Annotated in this window: 23 protein-coding genes and 1 pseudogene; all 24 read left to right on the forward strand. The window is 68.4% G+C overall.

What is annotated here, in order from left to right:
- A pseudogene (locus B4E30_RS03650) lies at window positions 1–211 on the forward strand (single-stranded DNA-binding protein); the annotation flags it as partial.
- A 2-nt stretch (window positions 212–213) separates the two neighbouring features.
- The gene (locus B4E30_RS03655) at window positions 214–420 is read left to right on the forward strand and encodes a hypothetical protein (RefSeq protein WP_286793537.1); all 207 of its coding nucleotides are present in this window, start codon (window positions 214–216) and stop codon (window positions 418–420) included.
- On the forward strand, window positions 411–731 hold the full coding sequence (locus B4E30_RS03660; RefSeq protein WP_286793538.1) for a hypothetical protein: 321 nt from the start codon (window positions 411–413) through the stop codon (window positions 729–731). Before B4E30_RS03655 ends, B4E30_RS03660 begins: the two co-directional genes overlap by 10 nt.
- Entirely contained in the window at window positions 728–955 is a 228-nt protein-coding gene (locus B4E30_RS03665) for a hypothetical protein (RefSeq protein WP_286793539.1), read from the forward strand. Before B4E30_RS03660 ends, B4E30_RS03665 begins: the two co-directional genes overlap by 4 nt.
- Entirely contained in the window at window positions 952–1272 is a 321-nt protein-coding gene (locus tag B4E30_RS03670) for a hypothetical protein (protein WP_286793540.1), read from the forward strand. Before B4E30_RS03665 ends, B4E30_RS03670 begins: the two co-directional genes overlap by 4 nt.
- On the forward strand, window positions 1269–2096 hold the full coding sequence (locus B4E30_RS03675; protein ID WP_286793541.1) for a hypothetical protein: 828 nt from the start codon (window positions 1269–1271) through the stop codon (window positions 2094–2096). Before B4E30_RS03670 ends, B4E30_RS03675 begins: the two co-directional genes overlap by 4 nt.
- Complete coding sequence (locus B4E30_RS03680) at window positions 2093–2320, forward strand: hypothetical protein (RefSeq protein ID WP_286793542.1); 228 nt, start codon at window positions 2093–2095, stop codon at window positions 2318–2320. Before B4E30_RS03675 ends, B4E30_RS03680 begins: the two co-directional genes overlap by 4 nt.
- 159 nt (window positions 2321–2479) lie before the next feature.
- Complete coding sequence (locus tag B4E30_RS03685; RefSeq protein ID WP_286793543.1) at window positions 2480–2800, forward strand: hypothetical protein; 321 nt, start codon at window positions 2480–2482, stop codon at window positions 2798–2800.
- 462 nt (window positions 2801–3262) lie between these two features.
- Window positions 3263–3718, forward strand: coding sequence for a GIY-YIG nuclease family protein (locus B4E30_RS03690; RefSeq protein ID WP_286793544.1), 456 nt, complete (start codon window positions 3263–3265; stop codon window positions 3716–3718).
- Entirely contained in the window at window positions 3715–3984 is a 270-nt protein-coding gene (locus tag B4E30_RS03695; RefSeq protein WP_286793545.1) for a hypothetical protein, read from the forward strand. The genes B4E30_RS03690 and B4E30_RS03695 overlap by 4 nt, the downstream gene beginning before the upstream one ends.
- A gap of 151 nt (window positions 3985–4135) precedes the next feature.
- Window positions 4136–4645, forward strand: a complete 510-nt coding sequence (locus B4E30_RS03700; RefSeq protein ID WP_286793546.1) for a helix-turn-helix domain-containing protein — start codon at window positions 4136–4138, stop codon at window positions 4643–4645.
- Complete coding sequence (locus tag B4E30_RS03705) at window positions 4635–5930, forward strand: PBSX family phage terminase large subunit (protein ID WP_286793547.1); 1296 nt, start codon at window positions 4635–4637, stop codon at window positions 5928–5930. The genes B4E30_RS03700 and B4E30_RS03705 overlap by 11 nt, the downstream gene beginning before the upstream one ends.
- A gap of 16 nt (window positions 5931–5946) precedes the next feature.
- The gene (locus B4E30_RS03710) at window positions 5947–7506 is read left to right on the forward strand and encodes a hypothetical protein (RefSeq protein ID WP_286793548.1); all 1560 of its coding nucleotides are present in this window, start codon (window positions 5947–5949) and stop codon (window positions 7504–7506) included.
- Between the two features lie 14 nt (window positions 7507–7520).
- A complete protein-coding gene (locus B4E30_RS03715) occupies window positions 7521–8732 on the forward strand; it encodes a phage minor capsid protein (protein WP_286793549.1) in 1212 nt (403 codons plus the stop codon).
- A 99-nt stretch (window positions 8733–8831) separates the two neighbouring features.
- Window positions 8832–9200 carry a hypothetical protein gene (locus tag B4E30_RS03720; protein WP_286793550.1) on the forward strand — a complete coding sequence of 123 codons (369 nt, stop codon included), beginning with the start codon at window positions 8832–8834 and terminating at the stop codon, window positions 9198–9200.
- 231 nt (window positions 9201–9431) lie between these two features.
- Entirely contained in the window at window positions 9432–10082 is a 651-nt protein-coding gene (locus B4E30_RS03725; protein ID WP_286793551.1) for a hypothetical protein, read from the forward strand.
- Between the two features lie 15 nt (window positions 10083–10097).
- On the forward strand, window positions 10098–11099 hold the full coding sequence (locus B4E30_RS03730; protein ID WP_286793552.1) for a major capsid protein: 1002 nt from the start codon (window positions 10098–10100) through the stop codon (window positions 11097–11099).
- A gap of 2 nt (window positions 11100–11101) precedes the next feature.
- Window positions 11102–11422: a hypothetical protein gene (locus tag B4E30_RS03735; protein ID WP_286793553.1), complete on the forward strand. Its 321-nt coding sequence runs from the start codon at window positions 11102–11104 to the stop codon at window positions 11420–11422.
- 73 nt (window positions 11423–11495) lie between these two features.
- Complete coding sequence (locus B4E30_RS03740; protein WP_286793554.1) at window positions 11496–11813, forward strand: hypothetical protein; 318 nt, start codon at window positions 11496–11498, stop codon at window positions 11811–11813.
- A gap of 1 nt (window position 11814) precedes the next feature.
- Entirely contained in the window at window positions 11815–12222 is a 408-nt protein-coding gene (locus B4E30_RS03745) for a hypothetical protein (RefSeq protein ID WP_286793555.1), read from the forward strand.
- Between the two features lie 14 nt (window positions 12223–12236).
- Window positions 12237–12581: a hypothetical protein gene (locus tag B4E30_RS03750; RefSeq protein ID WP_286793556.1), complete on the forward strand. Its 345-nt coding sequence runs from the start codon at window positions 12237–12239 to the stop codon at window positions 12579–12581.
- A 9-nt stretch (window positions 12582–12590) separates the two neighbouring features.
- Complete coding sequence (locus B4E30_RS03755; protein WP_286793557.1) at window positions 12591–12947, forward strand: hypothetical protein; 357 nt, start codon at window positions 12591–12593, stop codon at window positions 12945–12947.
- Window positions 12940–13347 (forward strand): hypothetical protein, encoded by a 408-nt coding sequence (locus B4E30_RS03760; RefSeq protein ID WP_286793558.1) that lies wholly within the window; start codon window positions 12940–12942, stop codon window positions 13345–13347. Before B4E30_RS03755 ends, B4E30_RS03760 begins: the two co-directional genes overlap by 8 nt.
- A gap of 51 nt (window positions 13348–13398) precedes the next feature.
- On the forward strand, window positions 13399–14154 hold the full coding sequence (locus tag B4E30_RS03765) for an IPT/TIG domain-containing protein (protein WP_286793559.1): 756 nt from the start codon (window positions 13399–13401) through the stop codon (window positions 14152–14154).
- The last annotated feature ends 11 nt before the right edge of the window (window positions 14155–14165 follow it).

The raw sequence follows: 14165 nt of genomic DNA on the forward strand, positions 1-14165 counted from the left end.
CACCGCCATCGAGCTCGAGGTCGACGAGATCGGCCCCAGCCTCCGTTACGCGACCGCGCAGGTCGTGCGCGCGCAGAGCACCGGCCAGGGCGGCGGGCAGCGTCAGGCGCCGGCGAACAACGAGCCGTGGGAAGCATCCGGGGCGACGTCGACCGCGGATGCGTGGGCGAATCCCGAGCCGATGTCGTACGGCGACGACACCCCGTTCTGATCATGACGTTCCCGGCCCGATACCCCGGACGCTGCGCCGCCGCCGACTGCGACGACGCGATCGACCCTGGCGACATCGTCGAGTACGTCGACGAGCAGCTCGTGCACGAGGGCTGCCGGCCCGCTCCGACCGTGGAGCGGGCCCCGCGCCCCGTGTGCCCTGAGTGCTTCACCGAGACCGCCCTGAACGGAGCCTGCGCATGCCCGTAGACGACGTCCTTCCCGGCTTCGACCCGCCGCCACCCTCCGCCGAGACGGACGAGAGCCACAAGCCGCCTCGGATCCAGCGGCGCCTGCTCGACGCGGCACTCATCGACAGCGGCGTGCACCCCGCCACGAAGATGCCGCTCGCGAACAACGGCAAGACGTGCGGCGACTGCGCCATGCTCCGCCTGAAACAGGGCCAGTGGTGGAAGTGCGGCCCCCCGGACCCCCGATCGAAGAACCACCGCGGCGACGGCCGCGACATGACGAAACGCTGGCCCGCGTGCATCGCGTTCCAGCCGAAGGAGGACACATGAGCCGCCCGATCGCATCCCAGCTGTCCACGGCCCGCTACCTGGTCGCCCAGTTCGAGGCTCAGCTCGCCGAGCTGGCCGGCATGAACCGTGCTCAACGTCGCGGCACCGAGCGCGGCCGAGACCTCGTCGCCCGCGAGCCGGGCCTCCGCGAAGGGCTCGCGACATGGCAGGCGCGCGCCGCCGACCTCGAATCCCGCCTCCCCCTGGAAGGAGACCCGACATGACCGCCCTCGACAACGCCCGCACAGCGCTCGCGCAGATCGACGACCGTCTCGCCGTGAGCCGCATCGGTCGCTCGCTGACCCGCGAGATGGACCGCGACATGATCACGCTCAAAGACAGCGGCGCGGCGCTGGACGCGTTGATCGGTGCCTACGAGAACCTCGCTGAGCGCGACACGAGCCGCGCAGAATGGGCCGCGCGAGATACGGTAACCGGCGCGACATATCCGCAGCCGAACCGCCTCATCGCCGAGAAGGTCGCGGAGATGCATGGTCTCTGCGAGGTCGTTCGCCTCGCAGGCGCGGAGGTCGCACGATGACGATCCTCTGCGCCGCCGCTCTCGGCCTCACCGGCGTCCGCCCCTGCTCCGAACCGGGCGAGCACCGCGTCACCTGCCCCGACCACCCCGGATTCAGGAACCCACCCGGCCGGTGCGGCGGATGCCTCCCCCGCGCCGCCGACCGCGGCTACCTCTGCACCCACCACTACGACCGGGTCGAGAACGCCTACATGCGGTGGGCACCGTTCGTCAGGCTCCTCGCCGAGACCGAAGGCCGCGCCGTCTCCCCCGAGACCGGCGGCGGAGGATCAGCGACAGGACACTCGAACCTGCCCCTCACGTTCCTCGCCGTCGACGAATGCGAACGGCACCTCGCATCCCGAGAAAACCGCACCATCGACGCGTGGGTGCACACCGACACCGGAGCCCGCGACGCCGTCCTCTTCGCCACCGCAGCCGAGAACGCCTACCGGACCCTCGAAGTCGAAGAACGCGAACAGGTCATCGTCCGCGAGAAGTGCCCCCACTGCGGTGCGATCACCGTCCGCGGCCACCTCACCAGGGAACGCGCCGGAACCACCATCGTCGAATGCGAATGGTGCCACCAGCCCCTCGCGAAAATCCGCACAGCCCCCGCCGCACACACCGACTCGGAAGCGTGCGAACACCACGACCACGCCGCCTGCGAGGAACTCGCCTGCCGGTGCGCATGCCACGAGATCGGGCACCGTAGCCGCCCCCAGGGCGTCAGGGCTCTGTGGGACGCGGACCTCGCGACGGTGACCGGGTGGCGCGACCGCGCCGTGTGGGGATGGGACGGGCAGAGCATCCACCCGCAACGAGACGAAAGGAAGACCGCATGAACGGCACAGTCGATCGCGAAGACATCCGCATCGAGGAAGAGCAAGTCCCCCACACCCTCAGATCCACGATCTCCGTGTGGTTCGCGACCCTCCACGGCCGAACCTCCACCGGCGAGACGGTCAAGATCACACGCTCCGCCGCCACCGCCCGCGGCGCCCTCACCAACCTCGAAGCCGCGATCGAAGCGCAGGGCTGGCAGATCACCGAAGGAGACCGGACGTGAAGTGCCCCGAATGCCGGGACGGGAAGCCGTGGAACTGCACCGGCTGGACCCTCACCGACGACGACGAGATGGTCGACTGCGATCAAGCCCCAGGGCTGAACGCAGTCGGGAGTGAGCCGGCGGGCTCAACTCCGGAACACACGAACAGTGGAGGACGAGATGAACGCGATTGACCAGGCCCGAGCCGCGCTTGCAAGCATGGAGCGCATCGGAGACGACGGCTGGTGCCTCTGCGTCTCCTCGAGCGCTCAGTCAGAAGTCGAGTCGGCGCTCCGGGAGCTTCTCGCCGCACACGAGCGTGCTCGTGAGGCGCTCGTGGACATGGCCCAGAACGGGCTGCGCTTCGACCTGAATCCGACGCTCATGATGGGGCCCGATGACAGCGTCTACGCGCAGTGGGCACGGTACGCGCAGCGAATGGATGCCTCGGTGCGTGACCACGCGGCGCGAGCGCTGGTCCCGACGATAGGGGGGTCTTGAGTGATGTCTGACGGGTATTTCTGCGCCGAGACGCGCGCCGATAGCGAAGGGCGCGTGTGGATCTGCCTCGCCCCCGCCGGACGGGATCACATCTGGGATCAGGTGTCCGGTCCCGGCGTCGATCTTGGCGACTACGGAGGGATGTCGACGTGAGCTACAGATCGACCGATGGGGGCACCGATGCCTGAGCCGAGAGAGTGGATCACCGTGAAGGAAGCCGCCGCGCTACGGCTTTCGCGCCGCCTTCATCGCGCCAGCGTGTGACATGCCGACCGCCGCGCCGATCTCGCGCCAAGAGTGCCCCGCGTCGTGTGCCTCTCGCATGAGTTCGGCGCGGCGCGTGGGCATAGCGTCCATGCGCGCCTGGAAGGCACGGAGCGTCTCGATCGACTCATCTGCCACGGTAACCGAGGTTACCAGACGTGCTAGCATGGAAACCACAGTTACCACCCAGGAGCAGCCATGACACTGATCCACCCCGTATGCCCGCTGTGCGGAGCGATCAACGCCCGCGATATCGACGACCCATCCCCCTTCGCATGCTGGACCGACGACTGCGCACAGGTGGCCGCCGAGCGCCGCGCCCAGCCCTACACACTGGGCGGCCCCGGCACAGAGACGAGATCCTGCCCATGGCCGCGCCCCAGCTGGGTCTACTACCTCCGCTTCGCAGACCGCGTGAAGATCGGCACGACCGTCGATCTGATCAAGCGCCTCCGCACGCTCCCCCACGACGAGGTGCTCGCCGTCGAACCTGGCTCCTACGAGCTAGAGCGCGAGCGCCACGCCCAGTTCGAACACCTCCGCATCATCGCGCGCCGCGAATGGTTCTCACTCGACAACAGCCTCACGGAACTTACCGCCGACATCCGGGCGCACCACGGCGAACCGACCGACATCATCGCGAGGCTGTCGTGATCGTAGACCTGAGCACCTCGGACTACACGCCCACCACCGTCCCCGACGGTGCATGGGTGCCGCTCTCCCAGGCTCACCTCATCGTCGCCGCCGGGAAAGCCACCGTCTACCGCTGGTACGCCCAGGACCGACTCACCGCCCGCGAACTCGCCGTCAACGCCCGTGCCACCACGCTCCACGTCAACGCCGGCGACGTCCGCGAACTGTACAAGCGCCTGCGGTCCAAACGACACGCAGAGAGACGTCGCGCCGGAGTGAGAACGTGAGATAAGGTATCGCTAGATGGTGGTGAACTGCACCCACCGAGATTCCAAGCCCCGGACCTGAGAACAGGTGACCGGGGCTTTCTCATCCCCCGACCGCGTCACACCGACGCATCGCCACAGGGCAAGAGGCCCACGAGCGAGGTGAACCGCCATGACGCGAGCAACGTTCGACCACCAACGCGCCCGGCAACTCCACGCCGAAGACCTGTCCTGCCGTGAGATCGCGAAGGAACTCGGCGTCGTCCCCTCGACCATCTCCCGTTGGGCCGAGCGTGAGGGGCTCCGCTTCGACCGGTCACGAACCGCGGCTGCCACTCAGGCTCACACGGTCGATCTCGCTGCCGCGCGTATCCGTCTCGCGGAGAAGATGCTGGTCTCGACGGAGGACATGCTCGACCGGATCGACGACCCGTACCTGGTGTACAACTTCGGCGGCAAGGACAACGACTACAACGAGCGGACGCTGGACTCGGCACCAGTCGAGGTGCGGCGGAACATCATCGCGACCGCGGGGATCACCTTCGACAAGCTGACCCGCATCGTCGAGAAGGACACGGGGTCGGGCGAGGCCGCCGCTGGTGTGCTGGATTCGTTCGCTTCGGCGCTCACTGCGGCGGCGGACTCGATCCGCGCCGAGGGTGAGACGTCGGATGCTGAGTAACGCGGAGCGGTTGCTGTCGCGGAAGCAGATCACGTCGATCGTGGATTCGACACGGCGCACTCTGGCGTTGTGGTCGGGGTCGGTTTCGGCGGGGAAGACGATCGCGTCGTTGATCGCGTTTCTCCTCGCCGTCCGTGTCGCGCCGCGGACTGGTCTGATCGTGGTGGTTGGCCGCACTCTGCAGACGGTCTACCAGAACGTGTTCATGCCGCTGCAGAGCCCGGGACTGTTCGGCAGCCTCGTCGCCGCGCAGGTGGTGTACACGCCGGGCGCGACGAAAGCGACGATCCTGGGCCGCGAGGTCATGGTCATCGGTGCGCACAACGCTGAAGCTGTCGGCCGTATCCAGGGCGCCACGATCGCGCTCGCGTACGTCGATGAGGCGACGCTGCTGCCTGAGGTGTTCTGGAACATGCTCGTCACCCGTCTGCGTGTGAAGGGCGCCCGGCTTCTCGCGACGATGAACCCCGCATCCCGGAATCACTGGATGCGGAAGTCGTGGATCCTCAAGGCTGACACGGTCGACCTGATCCACTTCCACTTCACGATGCTCGACAACCCCACGTTGGAGCAGTCGTACATCGACCGCATGAAGCGGTCCTACAGCGGCGTGTTCTACGACCGGTTCATCAAGGGCGAGTGGACGAACGCGGAAGGCGCCGTCTACCCCATGTGGGACCCCGACCGGCACGTGATCCCGTGGGCGTCGATGCCGGCGATGCAGGAGATCATGGGCATCGGGATGGACTACGGCACCACGAACGCCACGACCGCGCTCATGCTCGGTGTGACAGCCGAGGAGAAGCCACGGCTCGTGATGATGGACGAGTGGGGCTACTCCCCCGCCGAGCACGACGGCCGCCGCCTCACCGACGCGGAACTCTCACGCCGATTCCGGACCTGGCTCGGCCAGCAGCATCACCCCGAGCCTGACGGGCTCCGCCCCCGGTTCCTGATGCTCGACCCGGCCGCCGCGTCCATGCGCGTGCAGCTGCACAACGACCTCCGAGGCACCGGCCTGTCGCCGTGGTCCGCGGACAACGACGTGCTGAAGGGCATCGCGACGATCGCGAACCTCCTCGACGGTGACGAACCCCGCATGGTCGTCACCGACCGGTGCACGGGATGGCAGTCCGAGGTCACCGAGTACCGGTGGGACGAGAAAGCCACCACCGAGGGTGAAGACGAGGTCGTGAAGGAAGACGACCACTACCTCGACGGCGGCCGCTACATCACGCATTCCACCGTCGGGTACTGGAAACCGATGCTCGAGCTCGCAGCCTGAACCGAAGGGGGTCCGCATGCCGATCCCCGCACCGAACACTCCGTGGCCGCCGAAGCCGTGGGATCACGCGTACAAGGCGTACGCGGAGAACGACGCCTGGTACACGGGCGACACCGACGCGCTCGCGAAGCTGTACCAGCGGGAACAGCAGGCGGCAACGCACGTGCACCGCGGCACCCCTCACCGGGGTGGCCTGGTCGGCGCCGCGTCGCGCATGTTCTGGGGCCGCCCTGTCCCGGCCGGGGAGAACCGTTCCCGACTGCACGTGCCGGCGCCGGCGGATCTCGCGACGCTCGCGTCAGATCTGGTGTTCGCGGAACCGCCCGAGGTGAAGCTCGAGCCGAAGCTGCGGGCGGTGAAGCGCGCTCAGGAACGCCTCGATCTGATCGCGAACGGTGACGAAGCGCACGCCGCATTCAACGAGATGGGCGAGCTGAAGTCCGCGTTCGGCGCGGCCGTGCTCGTCGTCCGCTGGGATACCGCTGTCGCGGATCATGTGTGGCTGGAACCGGCCGCGGCAGACATCGTGATCCCCGTGTTCCGCTCCGGCCGGATGGTCGAGTGCACCCTGTGGACTGAGTACGTCGACGGGTCGAAGTATTACCGGCACCTTGAGCACCACATGGTCGGCGCTGTCGAGCACGCCCTGTTCGAGGGCACGGTCGACAACCTTGGTCGCCGCGTGTCGCTCGCTGATCGTCCCGAGACGGAGATGTACGCGGGCATCGTGAACGCCGATTCGGTCATGCCGACCGGCATCGACCGGCTGACGGCGATCTACAACCCGAACATGCCGACCGCGAAGTGGCGGAAGCAGGGCGCGCTCGCGAACACGGGCCGCTCCGACTTCGCCCAGCTGCACCCCCTGTTCGACTGGCTCGACGAGACCTTCTCGTCGTGGATGCGTGACCTTCGCCTCGGCGCCGGCCGCGTCCTCGTGCCCGATTCGATGCTTGATATCCACGGGCCCGGCATGGGCGCATCGTTCGACATGGGCCGTGAGATCTTCGCGGGCCTGAACGTGCCCGGTGATCCGTCGAAGGTCGCGATCGACAAGGTCCAGTTCAACATCCGGGTCGAGGAGCACGAGAAGACCGCATTCGGGATCTACCGTGAGATCCTCCGCAAGGCCGGGTTCTCCCAGTCCGCGTGGGGCGACTACACGGGGCAGCGCTCGTCGATGACCGCGACGGAGGTCGAGGACCGCGACAAGGCGTCTGAACGCACCCGGGACAAGAAGATCCTGTTCGACCGGGTCGCGATCGGCCGGGCCGCGTCGGTCGCGTTGGAGATCGACGGGCTCGTGTTCCCCGGTAAGGGTGGCGGCCGGTTCGATCAGCCGACCGTGGTGTTCCCTGCCGCGTCGCAGGAGGATCCGGAGAAGCTGGCCCGCACTCTCGCGCTGCTGGATGGTGCCCGGTCGATCTCGCTCGAGCAGAAGGTCCGCCGCGCGAACCCCGACTGGGAAGACGACCAGGTCACAGCCGAGGTCGCCAAGATCCAGGCGGAGAACAGGGCCCCGGATCCGGCCGCGTTCGACGGCGACGACGAGCCGCCGGAAGACCCTGTCGACTGACCCGGGGGTGACTCGTGGCGCTGTTTGTTCCGAACCCGGAAGCGGAGTCCGTCGAGGAGATCGTCGAACAGGTCGCGCTCGAGCTCGCCCGCGCCTACCAGGACGCGGAGAACGAACTGATCCGGGAGGTCGCGGAGCGGGCTGCCCGGGACATGCGTCTCGCGAACCAGCTGCCCGACGCGACAGTCGCCGGTGGCCTCACCGTCGCTGAACGGCGCCGCCAGAACCGGATCCTCGCCGAGCTGGCCGCGAGCCGTGCCGTGGCGATCCGGGATCTGCAGCGCATCGCGCAGGGCCTCGTGTCCCGCATCCGCTCCGGTGGTGTAGCCGCGAAGGTGATCGAGGTCGCCGCTCGGGAGGGTGAAGCGGCCGCGGCGGCGATGCTCCGTTTCGCTGGCATCACGGGCGGCACGTCGACCTTGACCGGGACGGCGACGCAGGCGGTCGCGATGGTCGCGCTGTCGTTGGAGAACCGCCTCGAGATCCTGAACCAGCGGATCACCCGCTACCCGCAGGACGCCTACCAGCGCATCACCGCCCTGTACTCCCCCGACACTCTCCTGGGTATCTCGACGTCACGGCAGCAGCAGGCCGCCGCGGTGCAACGGTTCCTCGCAGAGGGCATCCCGTCGTTCACGGACCGCATCGGCCGCCGGTGGACGATCGGCGCGTACGCGGAGATGGCCGGGCGCACGAGCGTGAACCGGGCGTACAACGACGCCGGGGTGTGGCGGATGCAGCAGTCAGGCATTGGTCTGGTCACGGTCGTGCGTGGCCTGGACTCGTGCAAGAAGTGCGCGGCGTGGGCTGGAAAGATCCTGTCCACCGACGGCACCCCCGCCGGCCCTGTCGTGCTCGAGCGCGCCGCCGGCGCCGGGACGGTCACGATCACCGTGGCCGCGTCCGTCGAGCAGGCACGCAACGCGGGCTGGGGGCACCCGAACTGCCGGTGCCGCCTCGTGCCCTACCTGCCCGGCCTGACGGTCCCGCAGGGCGACACGACCTATGACGAGGCGGCGGAGAAGGAACGCGCGGAGCAGCGGCGTCTTGAGCGAGAGATCCGTTCGGCGAAGCGGCGACAGATGGCGGCGATGACCGACACGGACCGCGCCAAGGCTGCCCGCGAGGTGCGTGAAGCGCAGGCGGACATGCGGGGCTTCATCGGGGAGACGGGCCGGCAGCGGCAGTCGTACCGGGAGCAGCTCCGATTCTCCGACGGCCGATAGCAGCTCCCCTGCGCGATGCAGGGTGAGGCCGCGAGATGCGGCTGAGCGAAAGGGGCGAAAGTGCCCAGAGAACAGATCAACACCCCGGCGCGTCGAACGGTGAGCACACCGACCGGATCGAACGGGCTAAAGCCCGGCGAGTACGGCATCCACTTCGCCCAGGACGGCGAGGCGCTGCACGACGGTCAGCACAGGGAAGACACTCCGGTGCTGATGGTCGGCTGGCACAAGGAAAGTTCGCACGGGCCAACCCCTGACGAGCCGGGATGCGTTCAGTTTCACCTGCTCGTCGCTGCCGACGAGGTGCTGCGCGCCGCGGACGAGATCCGCCGGTGCCGTGAGAACCCCGATGTTCCGGGATACCCACAGTGGACGTTCTCCACGGTGATGCTTTCACGAGCAGAGACACAGAAAGCGATCCGCGTCGTGCGACGCGCGCGTGACGCCGCGTTCGGCGGCGACGAGTAGATCGAAAAGACCGGGTGTCAACGCGGGTTCGCCATGGACCGCGAAGGCTGCTCATGAACGCGCTCGTTTCCTGCGCGAGGCAGACCTGCACTCGATGGGCGGCGGCCCTGGCCTCAGGCACGCGGCCGCCGCCCTCCACATTCCCCGCGCCGTCGTCGACCCTGCGCTTCGGCGGCGCGGCCCACACGTCCTCACCGCAGGGGTGAGGCCAGATGAGCAGGAGGCTCACCGATGCACCGCACAACCCCCACCCTCGGCGCCCAGTTCCCACCGACCTTCCACCGCCCGTTCCTCCGCTACTTCGATGGCGAGCAGGGCGGCGGCGCCGGCGGCAGCACCCCGCCCGCCGAGACCCCACCGGCGGATCCGACACCGCCCGCGAATCCGGCGCCCCCGGCACCGCAGCCGCCTGCGCCGAACCCGCCCGCTCCGACTCCCCCGCCCGCGCAGCCCACGCCGCCCGTGAACTACCGCGGCAACCCCGACGACTACGTCCGCGAACTCCGCGACGAAGCGAAGGGCCACCGCGTGAACTACGAGAACGAGCAGACCGCGCACCAGGAGACGCAGACGAAGCTCGGCGCCGCCGAGACCCGCGTGACCTCGCTCGAGCGGGAGAACTTCATCCTCCGCAACGCGGCACAGTTCGGCGGCAACCCGGACGCGCTGCTCGACTCCAACAGCTTCATGACCGCGTTCGCCGACATCGACCTCTCCGACGAGGACAAGGTCAAGGCGGCGTTCGAGACCGCGCTCGAGAAGAACTCGGCGCTCAAGGCAGGACCGCGACTCCCCGGCGCAAGCGGCGGCGGGCATCAGGGCGGCCAGCACCACACACCCGTCACCCTCGAGGGAGCCGTGAAGACGGCGCTCTCTTCCTGATCCAGGGAGGATCACATGCCCATCTCTCTCGCTGAGGGCAAGAACAACGCCCAGACCGACCTCGACGTCGCCGTCATCGACGAGTTCCGCAAGACCGGTGTCATCCCGGACTCGCTGATCTTCGACGACGCCGTGAACCCCGCCGGCGGCGGGGCGACGCTCACGTACGGCTACCGCCGCCTGATCACCCAGGCGACCGCCGCGACGCGTGCGATCAACTCCGAGTACACGCCGCAGAACGTCACCACCCAGCACTACACGACCGACCTGGCCGTGCTCGGTGGCGCGTTCGAGATCGACCGTGTCGTCGCGAAGCTCGGCCCGAACGCCTCCGGCGGCGTCGCGCTGAACATCGCCCAGAAGGTGAAGTCCACGAACGCGAAGTTCGCGGACCTCGTCATCAACGGCGACACCGCGACCGACGCGAACGGCTTCGACGGACTCGACAAGGCCCTCACCGGCTCGTCGACCGAGATGAACGCCAGCGTCGTCACCGACTGGACCGACTTCGACACGAACGCGCGTGCCGAGCACGTCGCGCTCGACCTGATCGACGAGTTCCTGTCGCTGCTCGACGGCGCCCCGACGGTCATCGTCGGCAACGCCCGCGCGCTCGCACGGGTCCGCGCCGCCGCCCGCCGCGCCGGCATGTACACGAAGAACCCCGTCGAGGGCCTCGTCGGCTCCGACGGGCGCCCGATCGAGCGTGAGATGTACGGCGGCATCATGTTCGCCGACGCTGGCGCGAAGGCCGGGTCGAACGACCCGATCATCCCGATCGAAACTCGCACCGTCGGGGAGTCGACCACCGGCCTCACCGACCTGTACGCCTACCGCGTCGCGCTCGACGGCTTCCACGGTGTCTCCACCGTCGGCGGCCAGATCGCGCAGACGTGGCTGCCCGACTTCACCACCGCTGGTGCCGTGAAGAAGGGCGAGGTCGAGCTCGGCCCCGTGTCGGTGGCGCTGAAGGCGACGAAGGCCGCCGCGGTGCTCCGCAACCTGAAGGTGGCGTGACCATGGCGAAGATCCACACCCCCGTGAAGGGCTTCACCGGGTCCGTGGTCGGCGTGGTCTTCGCGGACGGAGTCGGTGAGACTGACGAGCCCGCGAAGCTCGCCTACTTCCACCGGCACGGCTACACCGTCGAGGAGAAGACCGCGAAGACGGTCGAGATCCCCGAGGGCGCACCGTCCGAGGAGTGGAAGGTCGACCAGCTGAAGGCGTACGCCGAGAAGCACGACCTGGACCTCGGCTCGGCGAAGACCAAGCCGGAGATGGTCGCTGCGATCAAGGCCGCTGAGGCCAAGAAGACCGCCGACAGCGGTTCTCAGGACTGAGTCCACCCCGATCCCGGCGCGACGTGACATCGCTCCGTCGCGCCGGGATCACCACACACGTCAGGAGGGCGTCATGCCGCGCATCACCCACCCCCGCCCCCAGGCGGGCCACCAGACCGCATTCCAGGTCGACTTCCGCGACGGTGTCGCGCACGTGGACACCCTCCACCCCGAGCGTGCCCTCGCGCTCACCCAGCACGGCTTCACCATCGAGGACGACGAGTTCGTGGACCTCGACACGCTGACCGTCGCTCAGCTGCGGAAGCAGGCCAAGAACGACGGCGTCGAACTCCCCTCGAAGGCGAAGCGGGACGAGATCATCGACATCCTGTCCCGCCAGCCTGCCGCACCGATCGCCGACCCGCTCGGCACCCAGATCACCGAGGACTGATATGGCGCAGCGGGTATATGCGACCGAGTCCGACTATCTCGAGTTCATCGGGAGCGCTGGCGCCCCCGATCGTGTCAATTCGCTCCTTCGCCGTGCGTCGTCGGAGGTCGACGGGCTGATCCGCACCGCCGTGTACGCCACGGATGAGGACGGATACCCCACCGACGCGAAGGTCGGGGACGCCCTGCGCGACGCGACGTGCGCGTTCGTCGCCTACTGGGACGAAACCGACGACCCGACCGGCGCCGGCGCGATCGCTGGGCCCGTGAAGATCGGGTCCGTGTCTCTCGGCGGCACGTCGACAGGTGGCGCATCGTCTCGGACGCCGGCGGACACCCGCCGGTCCGACGAGGCCCTCACGATTCTCCGCAACGCGGGTCTGATCACCACCGCGACCGCTCACAGCTGACGAGGGGGTGCATCGTGGCCCGACTGCGCGCGAAGCATCTCCCCCACCGGGTCACCCTGCAACCGATCGACGTGGAGACCGCGGAGACCGTAGAACGGGCCACCCCGATCCCTGATGTACCCGCGTACGTCGAGCAGAAGACCCGCCTGCTGGTGGACCGCCGCTCCACCTCGGCGACGAGCGGGCAGGAGATCACGTCGACGACGCTCGTGATCGTCCTCCCCGAGCATGATGTGCCGCCTCGCACCCGTGTGACGGTGTGGGCGGGCACGCCGCGTGAGCGTACGTCCGAGGTGATCGACTCGGCGTTCTTCGACTACCGGGGCACTCCGAACCACGTCGAGCTGTTCCTCGAATAGGAGGCGACCATGGGTGTTCGCGCTGAGGTGTCGATGTCTGGCCGCGGGTTCGCGGCCGCCGGCGCCGAACGACTCCGTGCGCTCGCGGAGGGTGAGACCCTCGCCGCCGAGCGACTCCGCGCCCTGTCGAACGAGGTCGCGCCGCTCGAACTCGGCACCCTGATCGGGTCGTCGACGGTGGTTCCCGCAGTGTCGCCGGAGGAGGGCGCCGCGGTCGTCTACGACACCCCGTACGCCGTGCGTCTGCACGAGCACCCCGAGTACAACTTCCAGAACGGCCGGCAGGGGAAGTACCTCGAGAACCCCGCGGTCGAGCACCGCCGCGAGCTGGGCGACATCATCCGGAAGCGGGTCGCTGATGGCTGACGCACCTGAGCTGATCCTTCGCCGCGCGCTCGCACAACTCCTCGACGACTGGGGCCTCGCCGACTACCAGGCGACAGGTGCGCTCCCTGCTCGTGGGGTGAAGACGAGACCGCCGATGCCGACAGGGCTCGACGAGTTCACCTACCTCTCCAGCCAGCCCACGACCGCTGACGGCGGCCGAGGGAACGCGCTCTACCGGGTGCAGTTCTTCACCTACCGTCTCGGCGACGCCGAATCGTGGGGCTCCGAGCTGTTCGCCCGTCTCGATCAGCGCGAGTACGTCCCGAACGTGCTCGGCATTTCGTGGTCGTGGGAGACGTCTCGCCTGCATTTCGACCCCGACACGCAGGGCCGCGCCGCGGTCGCCTGCAACTACGCCTTCCGCGGCCGCCGGCCGTAGGAACCCGCCGGAAGCGCCGGCACCCCACCGATCAAGAAGGAGGCGGACCACATGTCCGACCAGACTCTCTACGACACGACGGCGCCCTCCGAGGGTTCCCTCGCGCTCGCTCACCAGCGGATCATCCGCCTGAAGCAGAATGGCGTGTTCGCCAACATCACCGGTGACGTGAACAACCTCGCGCTGAACGCGACGCCGATCACGGTGCAGCGTGAGGTGTACGGCACGAAGGGCCGCACCTCGCAGCAGGTCATCGGCTACAACTTCGCCCCGACGTTCGATGTCGAGGTCGTCCGCGACCCCGTCACGAAGGAGATCGCCGCGGCGCAGGCGTGGGTCATCGACCTGATGAACGCCGCGTACAGCGAGGGCGCACTGAACCTGCGCGACTTCCAGCTGATCACCGACGCGCTCGACGAGCGGTTCCCCGCGTTCGAGGGCACCTTCTCCGTCACCGTCGCCGAGGCGAACACCGGGTACGCCGACAAGGGCGTCCTGCGGTTCACGCTGCAGAACGACGGCGTCGTGGAGAAGCTCACCGAGTCCCCGATCGCGGGCACGGGTGAGCCGATGCTCGAGACCGCCGGCCCCGAAGGCCAGGGCGTCGGCGACCTCATCGTGGTCCGCGGCTACCGTCTCGACTCGGTCGTGTCCGCCACGATCGACGGCGAGACGGTCACCGAGATCCGCCCCGTCGACGAGCACACGGTGGTGCTGAGCATCCCGGCCGCCGCGTCGGGCGAGGCCGACATCGTCGTGACGAACGACGTCGGCGCGTCGAACACCATCAGCTACACCGTCGTCTGATCTCGGAGAGG

The organism is Microbacterium sp. UBA3394 (assembly GCF_002358725.1).
In the GTDB taxonomy this organism is placed as follows: domain Bacteria; phylum Actinomycetota; class Actinomycetes; order Actinomycetales; family Microbacteriaceae; genus Microbacterium; species Microbacterium luteum.